General features: G+C 72.8%; 14 protein-coding genes. 7 read left to right on the top strand and 7 right to left on the bottom strand.

The window, feature by feature from the left end; translation table 11 throughout:
• Positions 1–56 precede the first annotated feature (56 nt).
• A complete protein-coding gene (locus QCD66_RS25695; protein ID WP_364213975.1) occupies positions 57–788 on the bottom strand; it encodes a FadR/GntR family transcriptional regulator in 732 nt (243 codons plus the stop codon).
• Between the two features lie 655 nt (positions 789–1,443).
• On the opposite strand from QCD66_RS25695, the gene QCD66_RS25690 reads away from it, so the two are divergent.
• On the top strand, positions 1,444–2,238 hold the full coding sequence (locus QCD66_RS25690) for a class I SAM-dependent methyltransferase (protein ID WP_375735637.1): 795 nt from the start codon (positions 1,444–1,446) through the stop codon (positions 2,236–2,238).
• 97 nt (positions 2,239–2,335) lie between these two features.
• On the opposite strand, the gene QCD66_RS25685 is transcribed toward QCD66_RS25690, so the two are convergent.
• Together QCD66_RS25685 and QCD66_RS25680 are read right to left on the bottom strand one after the other, a co-directional pair.
• Positions 2,336–2,599, bottom strand: coding sequence for a transcriptional regulator (locus tag QCD66_RS25685; RefSeq protein ID WP_364213978.1), 264 nt, complete (start codon positions 2,597–2,599; stop codon positions 2,336–2,338).
• A gap of 22 nt (positions 2,600–2,621) precedes the next feature.
• The gene (locus QCD66_RS25680; RefSeq protein WP_364213981.1) at positions 2,622–3,905 is read right to left on the bottom strand and encodes an MFS transporter; all 1,284 of its coding nucleotides are present in this window, start codon (positions 3,903–3,905) and stop codon (positions 2,622–2,624) included.
• Positions 3,906–3,966: 61 nt separating this feature from the next.
• On the opposite strand from QCD66_RS25680, the gene QCD66_RS25675 reads away from it, so the two are divergent.
• Together QCD66_RS25675 and QCD66_RS25670 are read left to right on the top strand one after the other, a co-directional pair.
• A complete protein-coding gene (locus QCD66_RS25675) occupies positions 3,967–4,554 on the top strand; it encodes a CGNR zinc finger domain-containing protein (RefSeq protein WP_375735627.1) in 588 nt (195 codons plus the stop codon).
• A gap of 69 nt (positions 4,555–4,623) precedes the next feature.
• Positions 4,624–6,264, top strand: coding sequence for a LamG-like jellyroll fold domain-containing protein (locus QCD66_RS25670; RefSeq protein WP_375735628.1), 1,641 nt, complete (start codon positions 4,624–4,626; stop codon positions 6,262–6,264).
• Between the two features lie 6 nt (positions 6,265–6,270).
• Here the strand turns inward: QCD66_RS25670 and QCD66_RS25665 are convergent, their stop codons facing one another.
• Positions 6,271–7,179, bottom strand: a complete 909-nt coding sequence (locus tag QCD66_RS25665) for a LysR substrate-binding domain-containing protein (RefSeq protein ID WP_375735629.1) — start codon at positions 7,177–7,179, stop codon at positions 6,271–6,273.
• Positions 7,180–7,262: 83 nt separating this feature from the next.
• Here QCD66_RS25665 and QCD66_RS25660 point away from each other — a divergent pair, with 83 nt between their 5' ends.
• Together QCD66_RS25660 and QCD66_RS25655 are read left to right on the top strand one after the other, a co-directional pair.
• A complete protein-coding gene (locus QCD66_RS25660) occupies positions 7,263–8,321 on the top strand; it encodes a pyridoxal-phosphate dependent enzyme (RefSeq protein WP_375735630.1) in 1,059 nt (352 codons plus the stop codon).
• Positions 8,322–8,349: 28 nt separating this feature from the next.
• Positions 8,350–9,498, top strand: coding sequence for a M20/M25/M40 family metallo-hydrolase (locus QCD66_RS25655; RefSeq protein ID WP_375735631.1), 1,149 nt, complete (start codon positions 8,350–8,352; stop codon positions 9,496–9,498).
• A 317-nt stretch (positions 9,499–9,815) separates the two neighbouring features.
• On the opposite strand, the gene metH is transcribed toward QCD66_RS25655, so the two are convergent.
• Positions 9,816–13,433: a methionine synthase gene (gene metH, locus QCD66_RS25650; RefSeq protein WP_375735632.1), complete on the bottom strand. Its 3,618-nt coding sequence runs from the start codon at positions 13,431–13,433 to the stop codon at positions 9,816–9,818.
• A 179-nt stretch (positions 13,434–13,612) separates the two neighbouring features.
• Between metH and QCD66_RS25645 the strand changes: the two genes are divergently transcribed.
• On the top strand, positions 13,613–15,178 hold the full coding sequence (locus QCD66_RS25645) for an aldehyde dehydrogenase family protein (RefSeq protein WP_375735633.1): 1,566 nt from the start codon (positions 13,613–13,615) through the stop codon (positions 15,176–15,178).
• A gap of 339 nt (positions 15,179–15,517) precedes the next feature.
• On the opposite strand, the gene QCD66_RS25640 is transcribed toward QCD66_RS25645, so the two are convergent.
• Complete coding sequence (locus QCD66_RS25640) at positions 15,518–17,494, bottom strand: lantibiotic dehydratase C-terminal domain-containing protein (protein ID WP_375735634.1); 1,977 nt, start codon at positions 17,492–17,494, stop codon at positions 15,518–15,520.
• A gap of 179 nt (positions 17,495–17,673) precedes the next feature.
• On the opposite strand from QCD66_RS25640, the gene QCD66_RS25635 reads away from it, so the two are divergent.
• Positions 17,674–18,216 (top strand): type II toxin-antitoxin system PemK/MazF family toxin, encoded by a 543-nt coding sequence (locus QCD66_RS25635; RefSeq protein WP_357538055.1) that lies wholly within the window; start codon positions 17,674–17,676, stop codon positions 18,214–18,216.
• Positions 18,217–18,360: 144 nt separating this feature from the next.
• On the opposite strand, the gene QCD66_RS25630 is transcribed toward QCD66_RS25635, so the two are convergent.
• Entirely contained in the window at positions 18,361–18,681 is a 321-nt protein-coding gene (locus tag QCD66_RS25630; protein ID WP_357538054.1) for a hypothetical protein, read from the bottom strand.
• Between the last annotated feature and the right edge of the window lie 184 nt (positions 18,682–18,865).

Genomic DNA, 18,865 nt, shown 5'->3' with positions numbered 1-18,865 from the left:
CCGGGTGTTCGACGGCCGGTCTGTTCCTCGGCCGGGCCGGCCGGTGGTCGGGCCGGTCAGCCGAACGGGCGACCGCCGGCCGGGCGGGACGACAACGCGGTGAGTGGATCGACCGCCGGCTCGACGTGCAGGTCGACGTAGGTGCGGGCGAGGTGGTCCAGGTGTTGCCGCATGGCGACGGCGGCGCCCTCCTCGTCACCGGAGCGGATGTGTCGCAGGATCTGCGCGTGGTCGTGGGCGGTCTCGCGCCAGAACTGGGCCGGGGCCGCCGGGCGCAGGAACCGCGTGCGCAGCACCTGGAAGATCGGCTCGACGGTGAGCGGCAGTAGTTGGTTCCTCGCCGCCTTGAGTACCAGCGAGTGGAACGCGCGGTGCGGCTCGAAGTCGCCGCCGCGCTCGGCGAGGGCGCTCTCCTCCGCGACGCAGGCGGTCAGCTCGTCCAGTTCGTCTTCGCTACGCAGCCGGGCGGCCAGCCGGGCCGCCGGCACCTCGAACATCTCGCGTGCCTCGAGCAGTTCGCGTACGGAGATCACCTGGGCGCCGCTGAGCAGGCCGAGCCGGGTGGTGAGGTATTCGCGCAGCTTGGCGGGGTCGGCCGCCATCACGAAGGTGCCGCCGTTGATCCCGCGGCTGGTGCTCACCAGATCCTGGGACGACAGGAGGCGCAGGGCCTCGCGGATCGTGCTCCGGCTGACCCCGAAGATCGTCGACAGTTCCGGCTCGATGGGCAGCCGGTCACCCGGCCGCAGTGAACCGGTGACGATCGCCTCGCGCAGTTGGTCAGCCACTTGAACATAAGCCGGACGAATTCGCGAGACAGGCAGTTTCGCTGCTGATGGACCGGATCGTTGCGGCCCGGTTGGCATTGTTGAAGATGAGGACCGAGGTCGGCGGGTGGCCATGGCGCTATTGTAAGACGTAAAGGTTGAAGAATGGTTGCCCGACTGCGCAAAAAGTACGTCCGCTGATATTACGCCGACCCCCGTCCGGTCGTGACGCCGGTATGTCCCGAGGCCGGCCGGCGCGGCCCGCGGGCCGTACGGCGCAAGGCATCGCGGCCCACCGGCCATCCGCGCCGGAGGTGCCGGGAACCGTGACCACCGGTCGACGGCGCGGGCGGAAGCGTGCCCCGGAATAGTCGCTGATCATGGAGGCGATAAAGCGCCGATCGGGTGTGGTGCCGGGGCGATGAGGTCGACCATCGGCATGCCGTTTCCGGGCTGGAAGCGGATCTGTCGGAAGGCGGCCACCGGTGGAGGGTCTTCGTGTTCCGGAATGCGGGAACCGTGTCTTCTGTCCGCCGATGACCAGCAATTTACCTGCTCCTTTCAAGGTCGTTCCGGCGTTCTCGGGCGAACCATGATGTGAGATGACTGTCCCGAGAAATGGGAGCGGGGGGATAGTGTCGACGCCTTGACGAGGAGAGAGGCGGGCGACATGACGATCTACACCCACGGCCACCACGAGTCGGTGCTGCGCGTGCACCGGTGGCGAACCGCCGACAACTCCGCCGCCTACCTGCTGCCCCACCTCGTCCCCGGCATGTCCGTCCTCGACGTCGGATGTGGGCCCGGCACCATCACCGCCGACCTCGCCGCCCGGGTCGCCCCGGGCCGGGTCACCGCCGTCGAGATCACCGCCGCCGCGCTCGGACTGGCCCGCGACGAGGCGGCCGCCCGCGGCCAGCGGAACATCGACTTCGCCGTCGCCGACGTACACGAGCTGCACTTTCCCGACGGCAGCTTCGACGTCGTACACGCCCACCAGGTCCTGCAACACGTCGCCGACCCGGTCCGGGCGCTCGCCGAGATGCGCCGGGTGACCAGACCCGGCGGCGTGGTCGCCGCCCGCGACGCCGACTACGCCGCGTTCGCCTGGTTTCCGCAGGTGCCGGAACTCGACGAATGGCTCGACCTCTACCGGCGGGCGGCCCGCGCCAACGGCGCCGAGCCGGACGCCGGCCGGCGGCTGCTGTCCTGGGCCAGGGCGGCCGGGTTCACCGACGTGACCGCCACCGCCGGCGTCTGGTGCTTCGCCGAACCCGACGCCCGCCGGTGGTGGGGCGGAAACTGGGCCGAGCGGGTCACCCGGTCGGACCTGGCCCGCCAACTCCGGGCGCTCGGCGCCACCGACGACGACCTGCGGCGCATCGCGGCCGGCTGGCGGGAGTGGGTCGAGGCCGCCGACGGCTGGTTCGCCGTCCCGCACGGCGAGATCGTCTGCCGGGTCCCGGCCTGACGCGCCGACTCCATCCCGGACGGCGACAGCCGCTCCGGTGCCGGTACGACCCCGGACGCGGGAGCGGCCCGACGTCGACCCGGCCCACCCGGGTGCCTCAGCGCCGGCGCACGATGCCGTGCACGAAGCGGCCGTTGCTGAACTCCGACACGTTGACCAACTCCCAGCCGGCCTGCTGCAACACCTCGACCGCCATGAGCACTTCCGTGACCGGGGACGTCCCGCCCGAGAAACCGTGGCGGGCGACCACCGACACGTGCCGGAACGGATATGCGCGCAGGTCGACCTGGTTGCGCAGGATCGCCTCGGCGCTGACCGTGCGGGTCTTGGCGATCTTGTCAGGCGTGGACGGAAGGGCCATCCCCGCACCGTAGGCGGCGGGTTCAAGCTGTCACACCTTCGGAAACCGGCGCCGCGGCGGGCGGGGCGGGCGGCCGGACGTCGTGCGGGCTCTTGAGCGTCCGCATCCGGCGGGTGAGCATCGGCAGGCCGGACAGGGCCAACCCGACCGCGCCCACGGCCACGCCCGCGCGGCTGCCGGCGGCCTGGCCGACGAACCCGCCGGCCGCGCTGCCCAGCGGCAGGATGCCGTAGATCAGCAGCCGGTAGCCGGCGTTGGTGCGGGCCAGCGAGCCGCGCGGCACCACGATCTGGCGCAGGGTGACCGACAGGACGTTGGCGATGCCGAGCCCGATCCCGCTGACCAGTTGCACGGCGGCCAACCCGGCGGCGAGCACCGTGCCGGTGCCCGGCAGCACCGCGATCACCAGCGGGAACCCGCAGGACAGGAGCATGCCCACGATGAATCCGCGCCCGTAGCCGATCCGGCCGGTCAGCCGCAGCGCCAGCATCGTGCCGATGAACGCGCCGACTCCCGCGGCGGACAGGGCCAGCCCGAACATGCCGGCGTTGAGGCCCCGGTCGGTGACGGCGAAGACGACGAGGTTGACCGTCAGGATCTGGAACGCCCCGTTGTAGACGGTCGCGTACGCGGCCAGCGCCCGCAGGAACGGGTTGACCGCGACGGCCCGCAGCCCCTCCAGCAGCCCGGGCCGGCCCGCCACCGGCGGTGGCGGGGGTTCGGGACGGCGCGCCCCGGCCACACCGAAGGCGCTCAGCACGTAGCTGACCGCGTCCAGCGCCACCGCCATCGCCGGACCGACGAGCTGGGCCAGCCCGCCGGCCAGTCCCGGCCCGGCCACCTGCGCCGCCGTCGTCGACCCCTGCGTCGCCTGGTTCGCCGCCGGCAGGTCGTCCTCCTCGACCAGCGTCGGGACGTATGCGAAGCTCGCCAGCTCGAAGACCACGCTGGCGGCCCCGACGACGAACGCCACCACGACCAGCAACGGAATCGAGAGCAGGTCGACCACATAGGCCACCGGTACGGCGGCCAGCGCGACCGCCCGCACGATGTCGGTCACCACCATGACCTGCCGGCGCCGGCGCCGCTCCAGCCAGTGGCCGACGAACAGCGACAGCAGCAGGTTGGGCAGGAACGTGGCGGTGGCGATGGCGGCGACCCCGGCCGCGCCCGCGTCGAGGGTCAGCGTCGCCAGCAGCGGCAGCGCCACCGCCGTGACGTGCGTGCCGGCGACCGACGCGGTGTGGCCGAACCAGAACCGCCGGAAGTCCTGGTTGCGGCGCAGAAGGCCGGTCTTCGTTACCACTTGGGGGTTCCCTTCCAGTAACGGTTACCGCATGATGATGCCACAGCGGTAACGTGTAGTCATGACGCAGCCAGGCGACCGCGCACCGGCACCCGGCGCGCTCACGCTCGTGCAGGATTTCGCCAACACCGCCGACCTCGCCGGCGGGCGCGACGGCCTGGGCGGCCCCGACGACCTCACCGCCCTCTGCGCCGCCCACGGGCTCACCGACGTGTGGTTCGACGAGACCGACATCGCCGAGGCCCGCCGGCTCCGCGAGGCGCTACGCGACGTGTGCGAGGCGCACACCGGCGTCGAGATCCCGGCGGCCAGCCTCGCCGTCCTCGACGCGATGCTGGACGGGGCGCCGCTCGTGCTCTCGGTCGACGCAGGCGGGCAGGCCCGTGCCCTGCCGCGCCCCGGGCTCACCGGCCTGTCCGCCCTCACCGCCGCACTCGCGGCCCGGATCCTCGCCGCCGCCGCCGACCGCACCTGGCCCCGCCTGAAGGCCTGCGGCGCCCACGACTGTCGATGGGTCTACTACGACCACAGCCCGGCCGGCCGCAGCCGCTGGTGCACGATGAGCATCTGCGGCAGCCGCGCCAAGATGCGCGCCTACCGGGGGCGGAGCCGGCCGGTCAACGCCAGCGTCGTACCCACCCGCAGGTGACGGCGGCGGAGCCTCGGTGCTCCGCGTAAACGGTTGTGCGCGGTGAGTGTCGATCTCTACTGTTGGCACGTGCTCCCAAGATCTCGATACCGCCGTCACCCCGCGCGGTTCGCCGGCCGGCTGCCGCGCCTGCTCACCGCCTCCGTCGTCGCCGTCGCCCTGGTGGCGGTCGGCCCGGCTCCCGCGTCCTCGGCCCCGAACTCCGCGACGTCCGCCGGCCCGCTGCCGCCGACGGTGTCGGGAGACCCCTACGTCCCGGATTCCTGGAGCGGTGGGGTCGGCCAGCCGGGCACCTTCACGTTCGGCGCCAACGGCTCCCCGGACGTGGTGCAGTACGTCTACCAGCTCAACCACGGCAACGCGGTGTGGGTGCCCGCCGGCGAGCCGCGGGCCGAGCAGTTGCCCGCCGACCAGCGCCAGGTCTCGACCGACGTGACCGGCTACGGGGCGGTGAACGCGACCCGGACCCGGGTCACCACGCTCGGCCACGACTCCGACGACTCGCTGGCGGTCACCCCGATCGCGGCGGGCGGCGGTGCCAGTGGCGCGATCGGCGACACGTTCGCCACTGTCGACGGCGACCGCGGCGGGCTGCGGTCCGGCATGCAGCCCGGGAAGCGGTACGAGATCTCGGCGTGGATCTACGTGCCGGCGGCGACCGGCCTGGCGCCCACCGGGAGCATCGGCCGGGAGCGGGGCCTGAGCCTCGTCGCGTTTTACAAGGCCGGCCCGACGTACACCGCGGTGCATTCGTGGCGGGCGTCGAGGACCGACACGTGGCAGCGGCTCTCGGTCGTCATGGACGTTCCGCCCACCGCCACCGACGCCTTCTTCCGGCTCTACAACGGTTTCAACATCGGCTCCGGCAAGACGGTGTACTGGGACGACCTGTCCGTACGGGAGTACGTCGGGACCACCAGCGAGGTCTCGATCACCCCGATCAGGGACGGTGTCAACATCCTGTCCGTCCACTCCTACAACTCGACGAGACTGCGGTCGGATACGACGACCTACCAGTTTCTGGTCAACCCGAGTCCCGGTGCGTGGAGCTGGAACATGGACGCCGGGACGGGAACCGTCGCCGAGTCCGATCCCGCCGGCCACCCACTGACCTTCACCGGTCCCGGCGTCTCGTGGGCCAGCCCGGGGCGGTTCGGTGCCGGCGCGGTCACGCTGACCGGCACCGACGATTTGTCCACGCCGGCGCCGGTGTTCGACACGGCCGCGCCGGCCGGATTCACGGTGGCCGCCTGGGTCCGGCTCGCCGACCTCGGACAGTCGCGGACGGCGATCTCCCAGGACGGCGATCAGGCGTCGATGTTCCGGCTCGGCTTCCGCGACGACGTCGACGTAGACGGGGACAACCAGCCCGACCCCGCCTGGTGCTTCACGCTCGCCGCGACCGACTCCGCGACGGCGGCGCAAGCGGCCGCCTGCACGACCGACTTCGTCAACGTCGGCGAGTGGGTCAGCCTGGTCGGCATCTACGAGCCGTACCACGGACTCATCAAGATCTACGTCAACGGGCCACCGGATTTCGGCGGCACCCTGGCGCAGGCGCACTACACCGGCGGGTGGTCGGCCACCGGCGGCTTCGCCGTCGGCCGGGCCTGGTCCGGCAGCGATCGGTGGATTGGTGAACTCGACCATGTGCAGGCCGCGCAGCGGGCGTGGGGCGAGATCGATGTTCTCGTCCACATGCTCTGGTGACCTGGCTTACGGCCTGAACGATGAGCCGTTGGTGGGCGGTGCCGCGTCGTGCAGTGCCCGCCGGGTGGCGGTCACCGCCGGGTGACCGTCACTCCCGGCGCGTACGGCGGTGAAGATCCGGCGGTGCTGGCGGGCGTCGGGGATCGGCAGCCGTACGACGTCCGGGGTGAACTCGGCCGGCACCAGCGCCGGGAGGAACGCCGCCGCCTGACCGGCGCGCACCAGGGCGGCCTGCACGAGCAGGTCGGTGCTGGTGTGCGCCACGTCGGGCTCGAACCCGGCGGCCCGGCACAGCGCCGTCGACCAGCTCCGGGCGACCGTACCAACTGACTCCATCACCCACGGGTGCCGCGCCAGGTCGGCGAGCCGGGTGATCCGGGTGCCGGCCGGCAGGACGAGCAGCATCTCGTCGCGGCACAGGTCCTCCTGCTGCAACTCCGGCGGCCGGGGCGCCGGCCGGTCCGGGTAGTCCTCGGCGACCACGAGGTCGAGGTCGCGGGCCAGCAGGGCCGGCAGCGCGATCTCGGGTTCCATGCCGGTGACCTCGATCCGCAGCGCCGGATGCCGGTCGCGCAGCCGGGTCAGCGCGCGGGGGACCAGGGTGAGTGCCGCACTCTGAAAGGCGGCGACCCGCAGCGTCCCGGTGACCTCGGTCAGGCTGGCGGCGACGTCGGCCTCGGCACGTTCGAGGCGGGCCAGGATCGCGTCGGCGTGACCGACGAGCACCTGGGCGGGGGCGGTGAGACGGACACCCCGGCCGACGCGTTCGAGCAGCGGGGTGCCGACCTCGCGTTCGAGGACCGAGAGTTGTTGCGACACGGCCGACGGGCTGTAGGAGAGGGCCTCGGCGACGGCGGCGATCGTGCCGCGCATCGCGAGTTCGCGCAGCAGCCGCAGCCGGTGTACGTCCAGCATCAGTAAACCGTAAGCGGAACTGACGGGTTTCGTTCGGAAACATCCGCTGGACTGACGTACGGCTCGGCGCGGAGGCTGGAACCATGCTGACCGCTGCTGCCACCGACTCGTATCTGCGACCCGGGGCGCGGGCCTGGCGGTGCCGTCCGGCGCCGGCCGACGTACCCCGGTTCCACCGGGCCCTCGACGGCTACCGGCCGACGCCGCTGGTCGAACTGCCGGCCCTGGCCGCCGAGGTCGGCGTCGGCCGGCTCTTCGTCAAGGACGAGTCCGACCGGTTCGGCCTGCCCGCGTTCAAGATCCTCGGCGCCTCGTGGGCGATCCGGCAGGCGTTGGCGGACCGCGCGGACGGCCGGCCGGTCACGCTCGTCGCCGCCACCGAGGGTAACCACGGACGGGCGGTCGCCCGGGTGGCCCGGATGCTCCGCCGGCCGGCCCACATCTTCGTACCGCGGACCATCGGCGCCGCGTCGGCGACGGCCATCCGGTCCGAGGGTGCCACCGTGACGACGGTCCCCGACGGCTACGACGAGACCGTACGCCGGGCGGCGGCGTACGCGGCCGGCGATCCGTCCCGGCTGCTGATCCAGGACACCGCGTGGCCCGGCTACGAGCAGGTCCCGGCCTGGATCGTCGAAGGCTACTCGACCCTGTTCCACGAGGTCGACGAGCAGTTGGCGGCGGCCGGCGCGGCACCCGCGGCGCTCGTCGGCGTACCCGTCGGGGTCGGCTCGCTGGCCCAGGCCGCCGTCGTGCACCACCGCGACGGGCGGGGCCGGCCGGCGGCCCTGCTCGGCGTCGAACCGGCCGTCGCCGGCTGCGTCACCGCCAGCCTGCGGGCCGGCACGCTGACCGAGGTGCCCACGGGAACGACCGTGCTCGCCGGGCTCAACTGCGGTGTGCCGTCCAGCCTCGCGTGGCCGTACCTTCGGGACGGGCTGGACGCCGCGACCACCGTGAGTGACGACGATGCCGTGCGGGCGCGGGCCGACCTGGCCGGGCTCGGCGTGCCGGCCGGGCCGAGCGGCGCGGCGCCGCTCGCCGGGCTGCGCGCGATGCGGCACCACACCGGCCTCGGCCTCAACCGGGCGTCCACGGTCGTCCTGCTCAGCACCGACGGCGCCGCCGGGCGGCCGGCGTGACCGCCGACGTTGTCGCTCGGCGGCCGGCGTGACCGCCGACGTCGTCAAACTGCTGCGCGAACTCGTCGCGATCGACTCGGCGAACCCCTCGCTGGTGCCGGGGGCCGCCGGGGAGCGGACCATCGCCGGGTACGTCGAACGGTGGGCCCGCGACAACGGCCTGTCCGCGCGGATCGTCGCCCCGGACCCGGCGCGGCCCAGCGTGATCGTGCGCGGCGGCGGTGGGGGAGGCGGGCGCGGGCTGCTGCTCTGCGGGCACCTCGACACCGTCGGGCACGGCACGATGACCGACCCGCTGACGCCCCGGGTCGACGGCGGCCGGCTCTACGCGCGGGGCGCGTACGACATGAAGGCCGGGCTGGCCGCGGCACTGATCGCCGCCCGGCAGGCGGCCCGGGACGGGCTGGCGGGTGAGGTCGTCGTCGCGGCCGTCGCCGACGAGGAACACGCCAGCCGGGGCGTGCAGGACGTGCTCGCCGCCGGCGGGCTGGACGTCGACGCGGCGATCGTCACCGAACCGACCGAGATGGCGGTCGCGGTCGGCCACCGTGGCTTCGTCTGGAGCGAGATCGAGGTGACCGGGCGGGCCGCGCACGGCTCCCGCCCGCACCTCGGCGTCGACGCGATCCTCAAGGCCGGGCCGGTGCTCGTCGCCCTCGCCGAACTCGACACCCGCCTGCGGCGGACCGTCCACCCGCTGCTCGGCAGCGGCAACCTGCACGGCTCGCTGATCGAGGGCGGGCGGGAGGAGTCGACGATCCCGGACCGCTGCCTGATCACCGTCGAGCGCCGTACGCTGCCCGGCGAAACCGTCGCCGCCGTCGAACGCGACCTTGCCGAACTGCTCGACCGGTGCCGGGCCGTCGACCCGGACCTGGTCGTCACCAGCCGTACGACGCTGGCCCGCGACCCGTTCGAGACCGACCCGTCGGCCCCGATCGTCACCGCACTGGGGGCGGCCGTCGCGCGGGTGACCGGGCGGACGCCCGAGGTGACCGGGATGAGCTACTGGGCCGACTCCGGGTTCCTGGCCGCCGCCGGCATCCCGACCGTCCTGTTCGGACCGGGCGGGGACGGCGCGCACGCCGAGGTCGAGTGGGTCAGCCTCGCCGACACGTCCGCCTGCGCCGACAGCCTGATCGCCGTCACCCGGTCGTTCTGCGGCGAAGTCGTGTGACGGGGCCGCTGCCGCCAGACACGACTTCGGCACCGCCGACAGCCGCTCGACAACCGGTCAGTGCTTCTACGGTGCGTCAACCGGCCGCCACCCCCGCGCTCTTCGGGAGATGGCGGTGCGTGGTGATCGTTAGCTGTTCCGCCGTTGTTGCACGGCGTGTCGAGCTGCTGGGCAGCTGATGATCACAGGTGCCCTCGGGCCGCGGGCGGCCCGCTCCATGGTGGCGAGCGCGTGCTCGTTTGCCGAGATGATCGTCTGCTGCTCAGGTGTCGGCGGGTCGACTGTCTGAACAGCAGACGATCATGCCGGGGTGATCGTCAGGACGGGTCGTAGGAGAGGTTGGGGCGTAGCCAGCGTTCCATCTCGGCGACGCCGACGCCCTTGCGGGCGGCGTAGTCCTCGACCTGGTCCCGGTCGATCCGCCCGATCGCGAAGTACCGCGACTCCGGGTGCGCGAACAGCAGGCCGCTGACACTGGCGGCCGGCGTCATCGCGTAGGACTCGGTCAGGCCCATGCCGATGCTCGTCGCGTCGAGGATCTTGAAGAGCTTGTCCTTCTCGGTGTGGTCGGGGCAGGCCGGGTAGCCGAACGCGGGCCGGATGCCCCGGAACCGCTCGGCGTGCAGGTCCGCGAGCGACGGGTTCGCGTCCGGCTCGTACCAGCCGCGCCGGGCGGCGAGGTGCACGTATTCGGCGGCGGCCTCGGCGAGCCGGTCGGCGATCGCCTTGACCATGATCGCCCGGTAGTCGTCGTGCTCGGCCTCGTAGCCGGCGGCCAGCTCGTCGGCGCCGTGCACCGAGACGGCGAAGGCGCCGACGTGGTCACCGCCGTCCTCGGGCGCGACGAAGTCGGCGAGGCTGCGGTTGGGACGGCCGCCCTCCCACAGCGCCTGCTGGCGCAGCTGCGGGAACCGGGTGCCGTCGGCGAGCACGATGTCGTCGCCCTCGGCGTGTGCCGGCCAGAAGCCGTAGATGCCACGGACCTGCAGCAGGTCGCCGGCCATGATCTCGTCGAGCATGGCGATCGCGTCGTCGTAGAGTTCGCGGGCGGCCGGCTCGTCGAGGATCGCCGGGAACTTGCCCTTCAGCTCCCAGGCGGTGAAGAAGAACTGCCAGTCGATCAGCGCGCGCACCTCGGCCAGCGCCGGCTCGACCGTACGGGTGCCGGTGAACGGCGGGGTCGGCAGGTCGGCGAAGTCGAGGCGTACCCGGTTGGCGCGGGCCTCGGCCAGCGGCAGCAGCGGCCGCTTCTCCTTGGCCGCGTGCTGCTCGCGCAGCCGCTCCTGCTCCTCGCGGTTGGCCGTGTCGAGCTTGTCGGACCGGACCGGGTCGAGCAGGTCGGAGACGACACCGACGACCCGGGACGCGTCGAGCACGTGCACCGTCGAACCGGTGTACGCCGGGGCGATCCGTACGGCGGTGTGCTGCTTCGACGTGGTCGCCCCGCCGATCAGCAGCGGCAACCGGATGCCCCGCCGGTCCATCTCCTTGGCGACGCTGACCATCTCGTCGAGCGACGGGGTGATCAGCCCGGACAGGCCGATCGCGTCGGCGCGCTCGGCCACCGCGGTGTCGAGGATCTTCGCGGCGGGCACCATCACACCGAGGTCGATCACCTCGTAGTTGTTGCAGCCGAGCACCACACCGACGATGTTCTTGCCGATGTCGTGCACGTCGCCCTTGACGGTGGCCATCACGACCCTGCCCTGGGCCCGCCCGCCGCCGACCCGGTTCTCCCGGATCGCGGCCTGCTTCTCCTCCTCCATGAACGGCTCCAGGTAGGCCACCGAGCGCTTCATCACCCGCGCGCTCTTGACCACCTGGGGGAGGAACATCTTGCCGGCCCCGAACAGGTCGCCGACGACCTTCATGCCGTCCATCAGCGGGCCCTCGATGACGTCGAGCGGCCGGGCCGCCTCCAGCCGGGCCTGCTCGGTGTCCTCCTCGATGAAGTCGACGATGCCGTGCACCAGCGCGTGGGCCAGCCGCTTCTCGACCGGCGCCTCGCGCCAGGAGAGGTCGACGGCCCGCTTCGTGCCGGCACCCTTGACCGTCTCGGCGAACGAGACGAGCCGGTCGGTGGCGTCCGGCCGCCGGTCGAAGATCACGTCTTCGACGAGTTCGAGCAGGTCGGCCGGGATGTCCTCGTAGACGACGAGCTGGCCGGCGTTGACGATGCCCATGTCCAGCCCGGCCCGGATCGCGTGCAGCAGGAACGCGGAGTGCATCGCCTCGCGTACGACGTCGTTGCCCCGGAACGAGAACGACAGGTTGGAGATGCCGCCGCTGGTCCGCGCCCCCGGGCAGCGTTCCTTGATCAGCGGCAGCGCCTCGATGAACGCCTTGGCGTAGCCGTTGTGCTCCTCGATGCCGGTGGCGACCGCGAGCACGTTGGGGTCGAAGATGATGTCCTCGGGCGCGAAGCCCGCCTTCTGCGTCAGCAGGTCGTACGCCCGGGCACAGATCGCCACCTTGCGCTCGACCGTGTCGGCCTGGCCCTGCTCGTCGAAGGCCATCACGACCGCGCCGGCGCCGTAGTCACGGATCCGCCGGGCCTGCTCGAGGAACTGCTCCTCGCCCTCCTTGAGGCTGATCGAGTTGACCACGGCCTTGCCCTGCACGCACTTGAGGCCGGCCTCCAGCACGCTCCACCGCGAGCTGTCGATCATGACCGGGATCCGGGCCACCTCGGGCTCGGTCGCGATCAGGTTGAGGAACGTCGTCATGGCCAGCTCGCCGTCGAGCAGGTCGGCGTCCATGTTCACGTCGAGCAGGTTCGCGCCGCCGCGTACCTGCTCCAGCGCGACGTCGACCGCGGCCTGGTGGTCGTCGGCCTCGATCAGCCGGCGGAACCGGGCCGAGCCGGTGACGTTGGTCCGCTCGCCGATCATCACGAACCCGGTGTCGGCGGTGATCTCGAACGGTTCGAGCCCGCTGAACCGCGACGCGGGCGGCCGGGCGACCGCCGGGCGGGGCGCCAGCGTGGCGACCTTCTCGGCGATCCGCGCGATGTGCGCCGGCGTGGTGCCGCAGCAGCCGCCGACCACGTTGACGAAACCGGCCTCGGCGAACTCGCCCAGCAGCCGGGCCGTGTCGTGCGGCTGCTCGTCGTAGCCGCCGAACGCGTTCGGCAGCCCCGCGTTGGGGTAGCAGGCGGTGTAGGTGCCGGCGATGTTCGCCATCGCCTCCATGTGCGGGCGCATCTCGCTCGCGCCGAGCGAGCAGTTGAGCCCGACGAAGAGCGGCTCGGCGTGCGCGACCGCCGCCCAGAACGCCTCGACGGTCTGCCCGGACAGGGTGCGCCCGCTCAGGTCGACGATGGTGACCGAGATCCACAGCGGCAGGTCCGGGGCCACCTCGCGGGCCGCCGTGATCGCCGCCTTGCAGTTGAGCGTGTCGAAGATCGTCTCGATCAGCAGTACGTCGACGCCGCCCTCGGCCAGCGCCGCGATCTGCTCCGCGTACGCCGCCTTCACCTGGTCGTACGTCACCGCGCGGAACGCCGGGTCGTCAACCTTGGGCGACAGCGACAGGGTGACGTTGAGCGGCCCGACCGAGCCGGCGACGAACTTCCCGCCGGCCTCGTCGGCGGCCTGCCGGGCCAGCCGCGCACCGGCGAGGTTCATCTCGCGTACGGCCGCTTCCATGCCGTAGTCGGCCTGGCCGATGCTGGTCGCGGTGAACGTGTTGGTGGTGGTGATGTCGGCACCGGCCGCCAGGTATTGGCGGTGGATGTCGAGGATCACGTCCGGCCGGGTGATGTTCAGCAGGTCGGGATCGCCGGTCAGGTCGTGGCCGTGATCGGCGAATCGGTCACCGCGGTAGTCCGCCGGGGTCAGGGCGGCGCCCTGCAGCATCGTCCCCCATGCCCCGTCGAGAACGAGAATTCGCTGCTCAAGAAGGCTTCTGAGGGTTTCCGCGCGTCCCGCCACCATGCTCCCGTTCATAGGCTGAATTGCGCCGGCCGTGGGCGAACTGCTCCCGCGTGCCGAAAGGCCAAAGAAACATGATCCCCCACGAACTTCCAACCAAGGCTACCTTTCCCACTGGTCGGCCAGGGGCACCCGTCCCACCGCCGGCCCGCACCGCCCGCCCCCGAAGAACGGAGTTCCCCATGCCGGTCACCGTCACCTCCCACATCGCCGGAAAACCCGCCGGCCAGGGTGAACCGGCCGGCCCCGGCGGGCGGTACCGGTCGGTGGACCCGGCCGACACCGGTCAGGTCGTGGCGGACGTGATCCTCGGCACCGCCGACACCTACCTCGCCGCCTGCCGGGCCGCCCGGGACGCCCAGGCCGCCTGGGCCGATGTTCCGGCCCCCGTGCGCGGTCGGGCCGTGGGGCACATCGGCCGGCTCGTCGAGGCCAACGCCGAGGCGCTCGCCGCCCTGCTCACCCGCGAGATCGGCAAGCCGTACGCCGAGGCGCTGGGCGAGGTCCGCGAGATCGTCGACACCTGCGACTTCTTCCTCGGCGAGGGCCGGCGCCTCTACGGGCAGACCGTCCCGTCCGAGATGCCCGACAAGCAGCTCTTCACCTTCCGTAACCCGGTCGGTGTGGTCAATGTCATCACCGCCGGAAACTTCCCGGCCGCCGTCCCGGCCTGGTACGTCGTGCCGGCCCTGCTCGCCGGCAACACCGTGGTCTGGAAGCCGGCCGAATACGCCGCCGCCACCTCGCTCGCCCTCTACGAGCTGTTCGTGCGGGCCGGGCTGCCGGACGGCGTACTCAACGTCGTCTTCGCCGACGGCGAGACGACCTTCGACGGGCTGTCCGCGGCCCTCGACGAGGGGCTGGTCGACAAGGTCGGCTTCACCGGCTCCAGCGCCGTCGGCGCCCGGATCGGCGAGTTGTGCGGCCGGCACCTCCAGACGCCGTGCCTGGAGCTGGGCGGCAAGAACCCGATGGTGATCACCCCGTCCGCCGACCTCGACCTCGCCGTACGCGGCGCGCTCTTCTCCGGCTTCGGCACCGCCGGCCAGCGCTGCACCTCGCTCGGCACGGTGATCGTGCACGAGTCGCGGCACGCCGAGTTCCTGGCCCGCTTCACCGAGGCGGTCGCGGCGGCACCGGTCGGCGACCCGACCGCGCCCGTGGTGTTCGGCCCGCTGATCGACGAGCGGTTCGCCCGCCGCTTCGAGGACTACCTCGGCTGGATCCAGCCGCACCACACCGTCTCCGGCTCGCCGCACACCGGTCGGGTCACCGCCGACCGGCCCCGGCCCGGTTTCGTCGGCGATCCGGCGGCCGGCCTCTTCTACCACCCGACGATCGTCGACGGCGTACGCGCCGACGACGACCTGTTCCGCCACGAGACGTTCGGCCCGGTCGTCGGCGTGACGACCTACCGGGACCTGGACGAGGCGATCCGGCTGGGCAACCTGCCCGGCTACGGCCTGTCGGCGGCGATCTACACCACCGACGCGGGGGAGGCGTTCGCGTTCCGCCGCGGGATCGGTGCCGGCATGGTCAGTGTCAACAACACCACCTCCGGCGCCGAGGCGCACCTGCCGTTCGGCGGCAACGGCCTCTCCGGAAACGGCAGCCGCCAGTCCGGCATCTGGGTCCTCGACCAGTTCACCCGCTGGCAGTCGGTCAACTGGGACCACTCCGGCACGTTGCAGAAGGCCCAGATGGACGTGGCCGACCTGACCCCGGACCTGACCTACCGCCTCCCCTGACCCACCCCGCCCCCGCCCTCAAGCCCCACGTCCCTGCCCCCGACCCGCCCTCCAAGATCCGCGTGATCAGGGACTAAATCGGGCGGGTCGGCGGCGTGTCGGGGGAGTACGTCCCTGATCACGCGGATCACCGGGGCCGCACTCCGCCCGGCTTCGGCGCCTACCGGCGCTCGCCCGCCGGCTGGTGCCTGTGCGCTGGCCGATGGCTGCGTGCTGGCCGGTGGCTGCGTGCTGGCCGGGGCATGCGCGGGTGCCGTCCTTCAAGATCCCCGCGATCAGGGAGTACAGAGCGTGGCACGCCGACGACACGCCCGACCTACTCCCTGATCACGGGGATCTTCAGGGGGCTGGGTGGCCGACCGGGAGGGCGTAGAAGGCGGTGACGTGTACGCCGTCGAGGAGCAGTAGCTGGTTGAGGTCGTCGTCGAAGAAGCCGCCCAGCGGCAGCGCCGACAGCCCCATCGCGGTCGTGGCCAGCAGCAGGTTCTGCGCTAGGTGGCCGGCCTCCATCGCGGCGTACCGGTAGGCACGCTGCCCGAACCTGGCCCGTAGCCCGCCGAGATCAGAGGTCACGAACAGCCACAGCGGCACCGCGTCGACGTCGACGCCGACCTCGGTTCCGACATCGGCTCCGACGTCGGGCGGCGCGGTCAGCCGTGGCCGGGCGGCGAGCTGCGGGGCGATCCGCCGCAGCCGCCCGTCGGTGGGGCCGGGCGCGAGCCGGTGCAGCGTGTGTCCGGCCGCCCGGTACGCGTACAGCGCGGGCACGATCCCGTCGACCCGACGTGGCCATACCGACAGCGAGGCGGCCGGTCGGCCACCCGCCGTCGGATGGGCCAGCCGGGGCCGGGCGCCACCGTCCGGCGTGGTGTCGCCGGCCGCGTAACGCAGCAACCGGGACAGGTCGTCGGCGGCCAGCGGTGCCGCCGCGAACCGGCGGTGGCTGCGCCGGGCCAGCAGCGCGTCGGCGAGCGACACGTCCCCGAGCACCCCGGCCGCGACCGCCGGCAGTCGCACGACGTCCCCGGCGGACGGCGGTCGTACGACGTCCCCGGCGGACGGCGGCCGTACGACGCCGCCGGGTGGCGGGACGTCTCCACCCGCCGCGACGGCGTCGGCCGGCGGGTGGGGGCCGTGCCTGGGGGACTGCGCCGACCAGCGGGAGCGGACGTACTTCGCCCGTTCGTGGTAGACCCGGTCCGGTCCGCCGTCGTGGAAGCCGGCTGGTCCGGTCCCCGCCAGGTAGGCGAACGAGGCGAGCCATGCGACCTGGCATTCGGCGGCCGTGTCGAGCCCGATCCGGTTGTGCAGCAGGTGGATCTGGGTGGCGAGCACCGACCGCACGGTGGCCGGTGGCCCGACCGTCCGGTAGCGCAGCGTGCCGAGGTGCGCGGCGACCGCGTCCGCCCAGAGCGCGACCACCGTACGGGGTGTCTCGCGGGACTCGACCGACGCGGCGACGACCAGCCGGCGCTGCCGTACCCGGTCTGGATCGTCCTGGAAGTCGGCCTCGGCGGCGTCGAGTGCCGTCGACAGTTCGGTGCCGACGGCTTCCGCGCCGAGCACCCGGCCGTTGGCGTAACCGCGCAGCAGGGCGACCGCGTCGGTGTCGCCGAGCCGGGCGGCGGCGACCGTCGCGAACAGCAGATCCAGGCAGGTGGCCAGCCGCCGGCGGGCCGGCAGCCTGAGCACGGCGAGCGCGGCCCGGCTCGACTCGGCGGCCAGTCGCGCGGCCGCCCCGACCGTGGCCATCCCGGCCCCGGCCGCTCCGACGCCGCCCATCCCGACGCCGCCCATCCCGACCTCGGCCGCTTCACCATCAGCCATTCCGGTCGCGGCGAGCCCTGAACCAGCCACCCCAGCCCGGGCGGCTCCGCCGGGCCACACAGCTCCCACCGGCTCCTCGTCGGGTCCCGCCCCCGTCACCCCCGGCCCGCCGTCGGGCCCGGACCCCGTCGCGTACGGCGACTCGACGACCGTCCCGTGCGGATGCCAGCCGAGGCGGCCGGTGCCGTCCGGCCACCCGAACCGGGCGTACCAGTGTTCCGGTACCAGCTCGCGCGGTGGCGGCGGCAGCGTGGCGGCCTTCGCGGCCAGGTCGGTGCGGACCTGCCGGAGGGTGTCGGGGTCGGCGCCGGCCAGCCGCCAGCGCAGGTGCGGGCCGCCCTGCCAGGACCGGTCGAAGTGCCACGATTCGACGAAGCCGTCCCGCAGCAGCCGGGTGGCGTACGGCCCGATGTGTTCGCGCAGCACCGTGTCCATCTGTTCCGGCCCGCCGTGCAGGTGGACGTGGAACGAGTTCCAGGTGCTGGTCACAGCGGCGGCTCCTCCGGCAACGGTGCGGCCCGCGCGGAGTTGGCCGCCGTACGACGGCACCCGGCTCCACCCGCCTGGCCGGCGTCCCCAACCCTACCGACGCGGGCGGGGGGGTGATCGTCCTGAGGGGACGGCCCGGCCTGCGGCCGCCGGTGATCGGGTTCGTCTAGGGTTGCGCCATGACCAGCCTGTGGAAAGGCGTCACGGCCAAGCTCGGCAAGCTCACCGGCCGGCGGGAGGCGCCCGCGCCCGCCCGGCGGGAGGCGCCGGCACCCGGCCGTACGCCGAACGGCCGTACGATCCCCGCCGCCCGTCCCGCGCCGCCGCGCAACCGTCCGACGGGGGAGGTCCGTGACGGCCGGCTTCTCGTCTACGCGCCGCAGCTCGATGGGCAGGCTGATCCGGGCGAAATCGTGTGGACGTGGGTGCCCTACGAGGACGATCCCCGGCAGGGCAAGGACCGTCCGGTGCTGGTCGTCGGCCGCAAGGGGGCCACGCTGCTCGGGCTGATGCTTTCCAGCCAGGACGACCGGGACGGGCAGCGGCACTGGTTCGGGCTCGGCCCGGGGGCCTGGGACCGCGAGTCGCGGCCGAGCTGGGTACGCCTGGACCGGGTGATCGAGGTGGACGAGGACGGCATCCGCCGCGAGGGCGCGATCCTCGACCGGCGGCGGTTCGACCTGGTCGCCGCCGAGCTGCGCCGCGACTACGGCTGGAACTGAGGCGGCCGCCCGGGCCCGCGCCGGGAAGGGCCGGGTACCGGGAGCCGGCCGGGCGCCGGGAAGCAGCGGCGCACCGGGCTAGGTAGAGCGGTGGGGAACGGCCGGGCGCCGGCGGTGGGTCGCCGGCGCCGGGGGCGCGGTCGGTCAGCGGCTGACGGTCAGTTCGGCCTCGCCCGGGTCGGCGTCCTTGACCAGGACGGTCACCCGGCCGACGGTGGCGGTCTCGCCCTCCTTGAGGGTCTTCGAGTCGCCCCGGTACGACACCTTCACCGAGTCGTCCTTCAGTTCGCTGACCCGAAGGTCGTACTTGAAGATCTTGGTCTTGGCCGAGCTCTTCGTCTTGACCGTGACCTCGCAGGTGTTGCCGCTGCACTTCTTCGTGGTGGTGCTGGCGCTGCACGCGGCGAGGCCGAGGAGGAGCAGCGGCGCCGCGATCGCGGCGGTCAGGATCTGCTTCGTTCGCATGACCGGAAGCTTGTCATCGAAGTAATGCCGGTGGATCAACCGGGGCACCGCTCTGGCACGTTCCCGGGACCAGACCGGACCGGACCGGACCGGACCGGACCGGACCGGATCTGACCGGATCGGCCGGGACCAAAACCGGACCGGCGGCGGGGCGGGGCCGGCGGTAGGTCCCAGGATCGGGCCA

Origin of the sequence: Polymorphospora sp. A560, from assembly GCF_045781765.1 — a bacterium.
Lineage (GTDB): Bacteria > Actinomycetota > Actinomycetes > Mycobacteriales > Micromonosporaceae > Polymorphospora > Polymorphospora lycopeni.
The sequence above is the reverse complement of the archived record's forward strand: the minus strand, read 5'-3'. Positions and strand labels throughout refer to the sequence as shown.

Coding starts and splice junctions, on each gene's coding strand:
- QCD66_RS25685 (WP_364213978.1), bottom strand. CDS start 2,599: ATGGCCCTTCCGTCCACGCCTGACAAGATCGCCAAGACCCGCACGGTC.
- QCD66_RS25675 (WP_375735627.1), top strand. CDS start 3,967: ATGACGCAGCCAGGCGACCGCGCACCGGCACCCGGCGCGCTCACGCTC.
- QCD66_RS25665 (WP_375735629.1), bottom strand. CDS start 7,179: ATGCTGGACGTACACCGGCTGCGGCTGCTGCGCGAACTCGCGATGCGC.
- QCD66_RS25660 (WP_375735630.1), top strand. CDS start 7,263: ATGCTGACCGCTGCTGCCACCGACTCGTATCTGCGACCCGGGGCGCGG.
- metH (WP_375735632.1), bottom strand. CDS start 13,433: ATGGTGGCGGGACGCGCGGAAACCCTCAGAAGCCTTCTTGAGCAGCGA.
- QCD66_RS25645 (WP_375735633.1), top strand. CDS start 13,613: ATGCCGGTCACCGTCACCTCCCACATCGCCGGAAAACCCGCCGGCCAG.
- QCD66_RS25635 (WP_357538055.1), top strand. CDS start 17,674: ATGACCAGCCTGTGGAAAGGCGTCACGGCCAAGCTCGGCAAGCTCACC.
- QCD66_RS25630 (WP_357538054.1), bottom strand. CDS start 18,681: ATGCGAACGAAGCAGATCCTGACCGCCGCGATCGCGGCGCCGCTGCTC.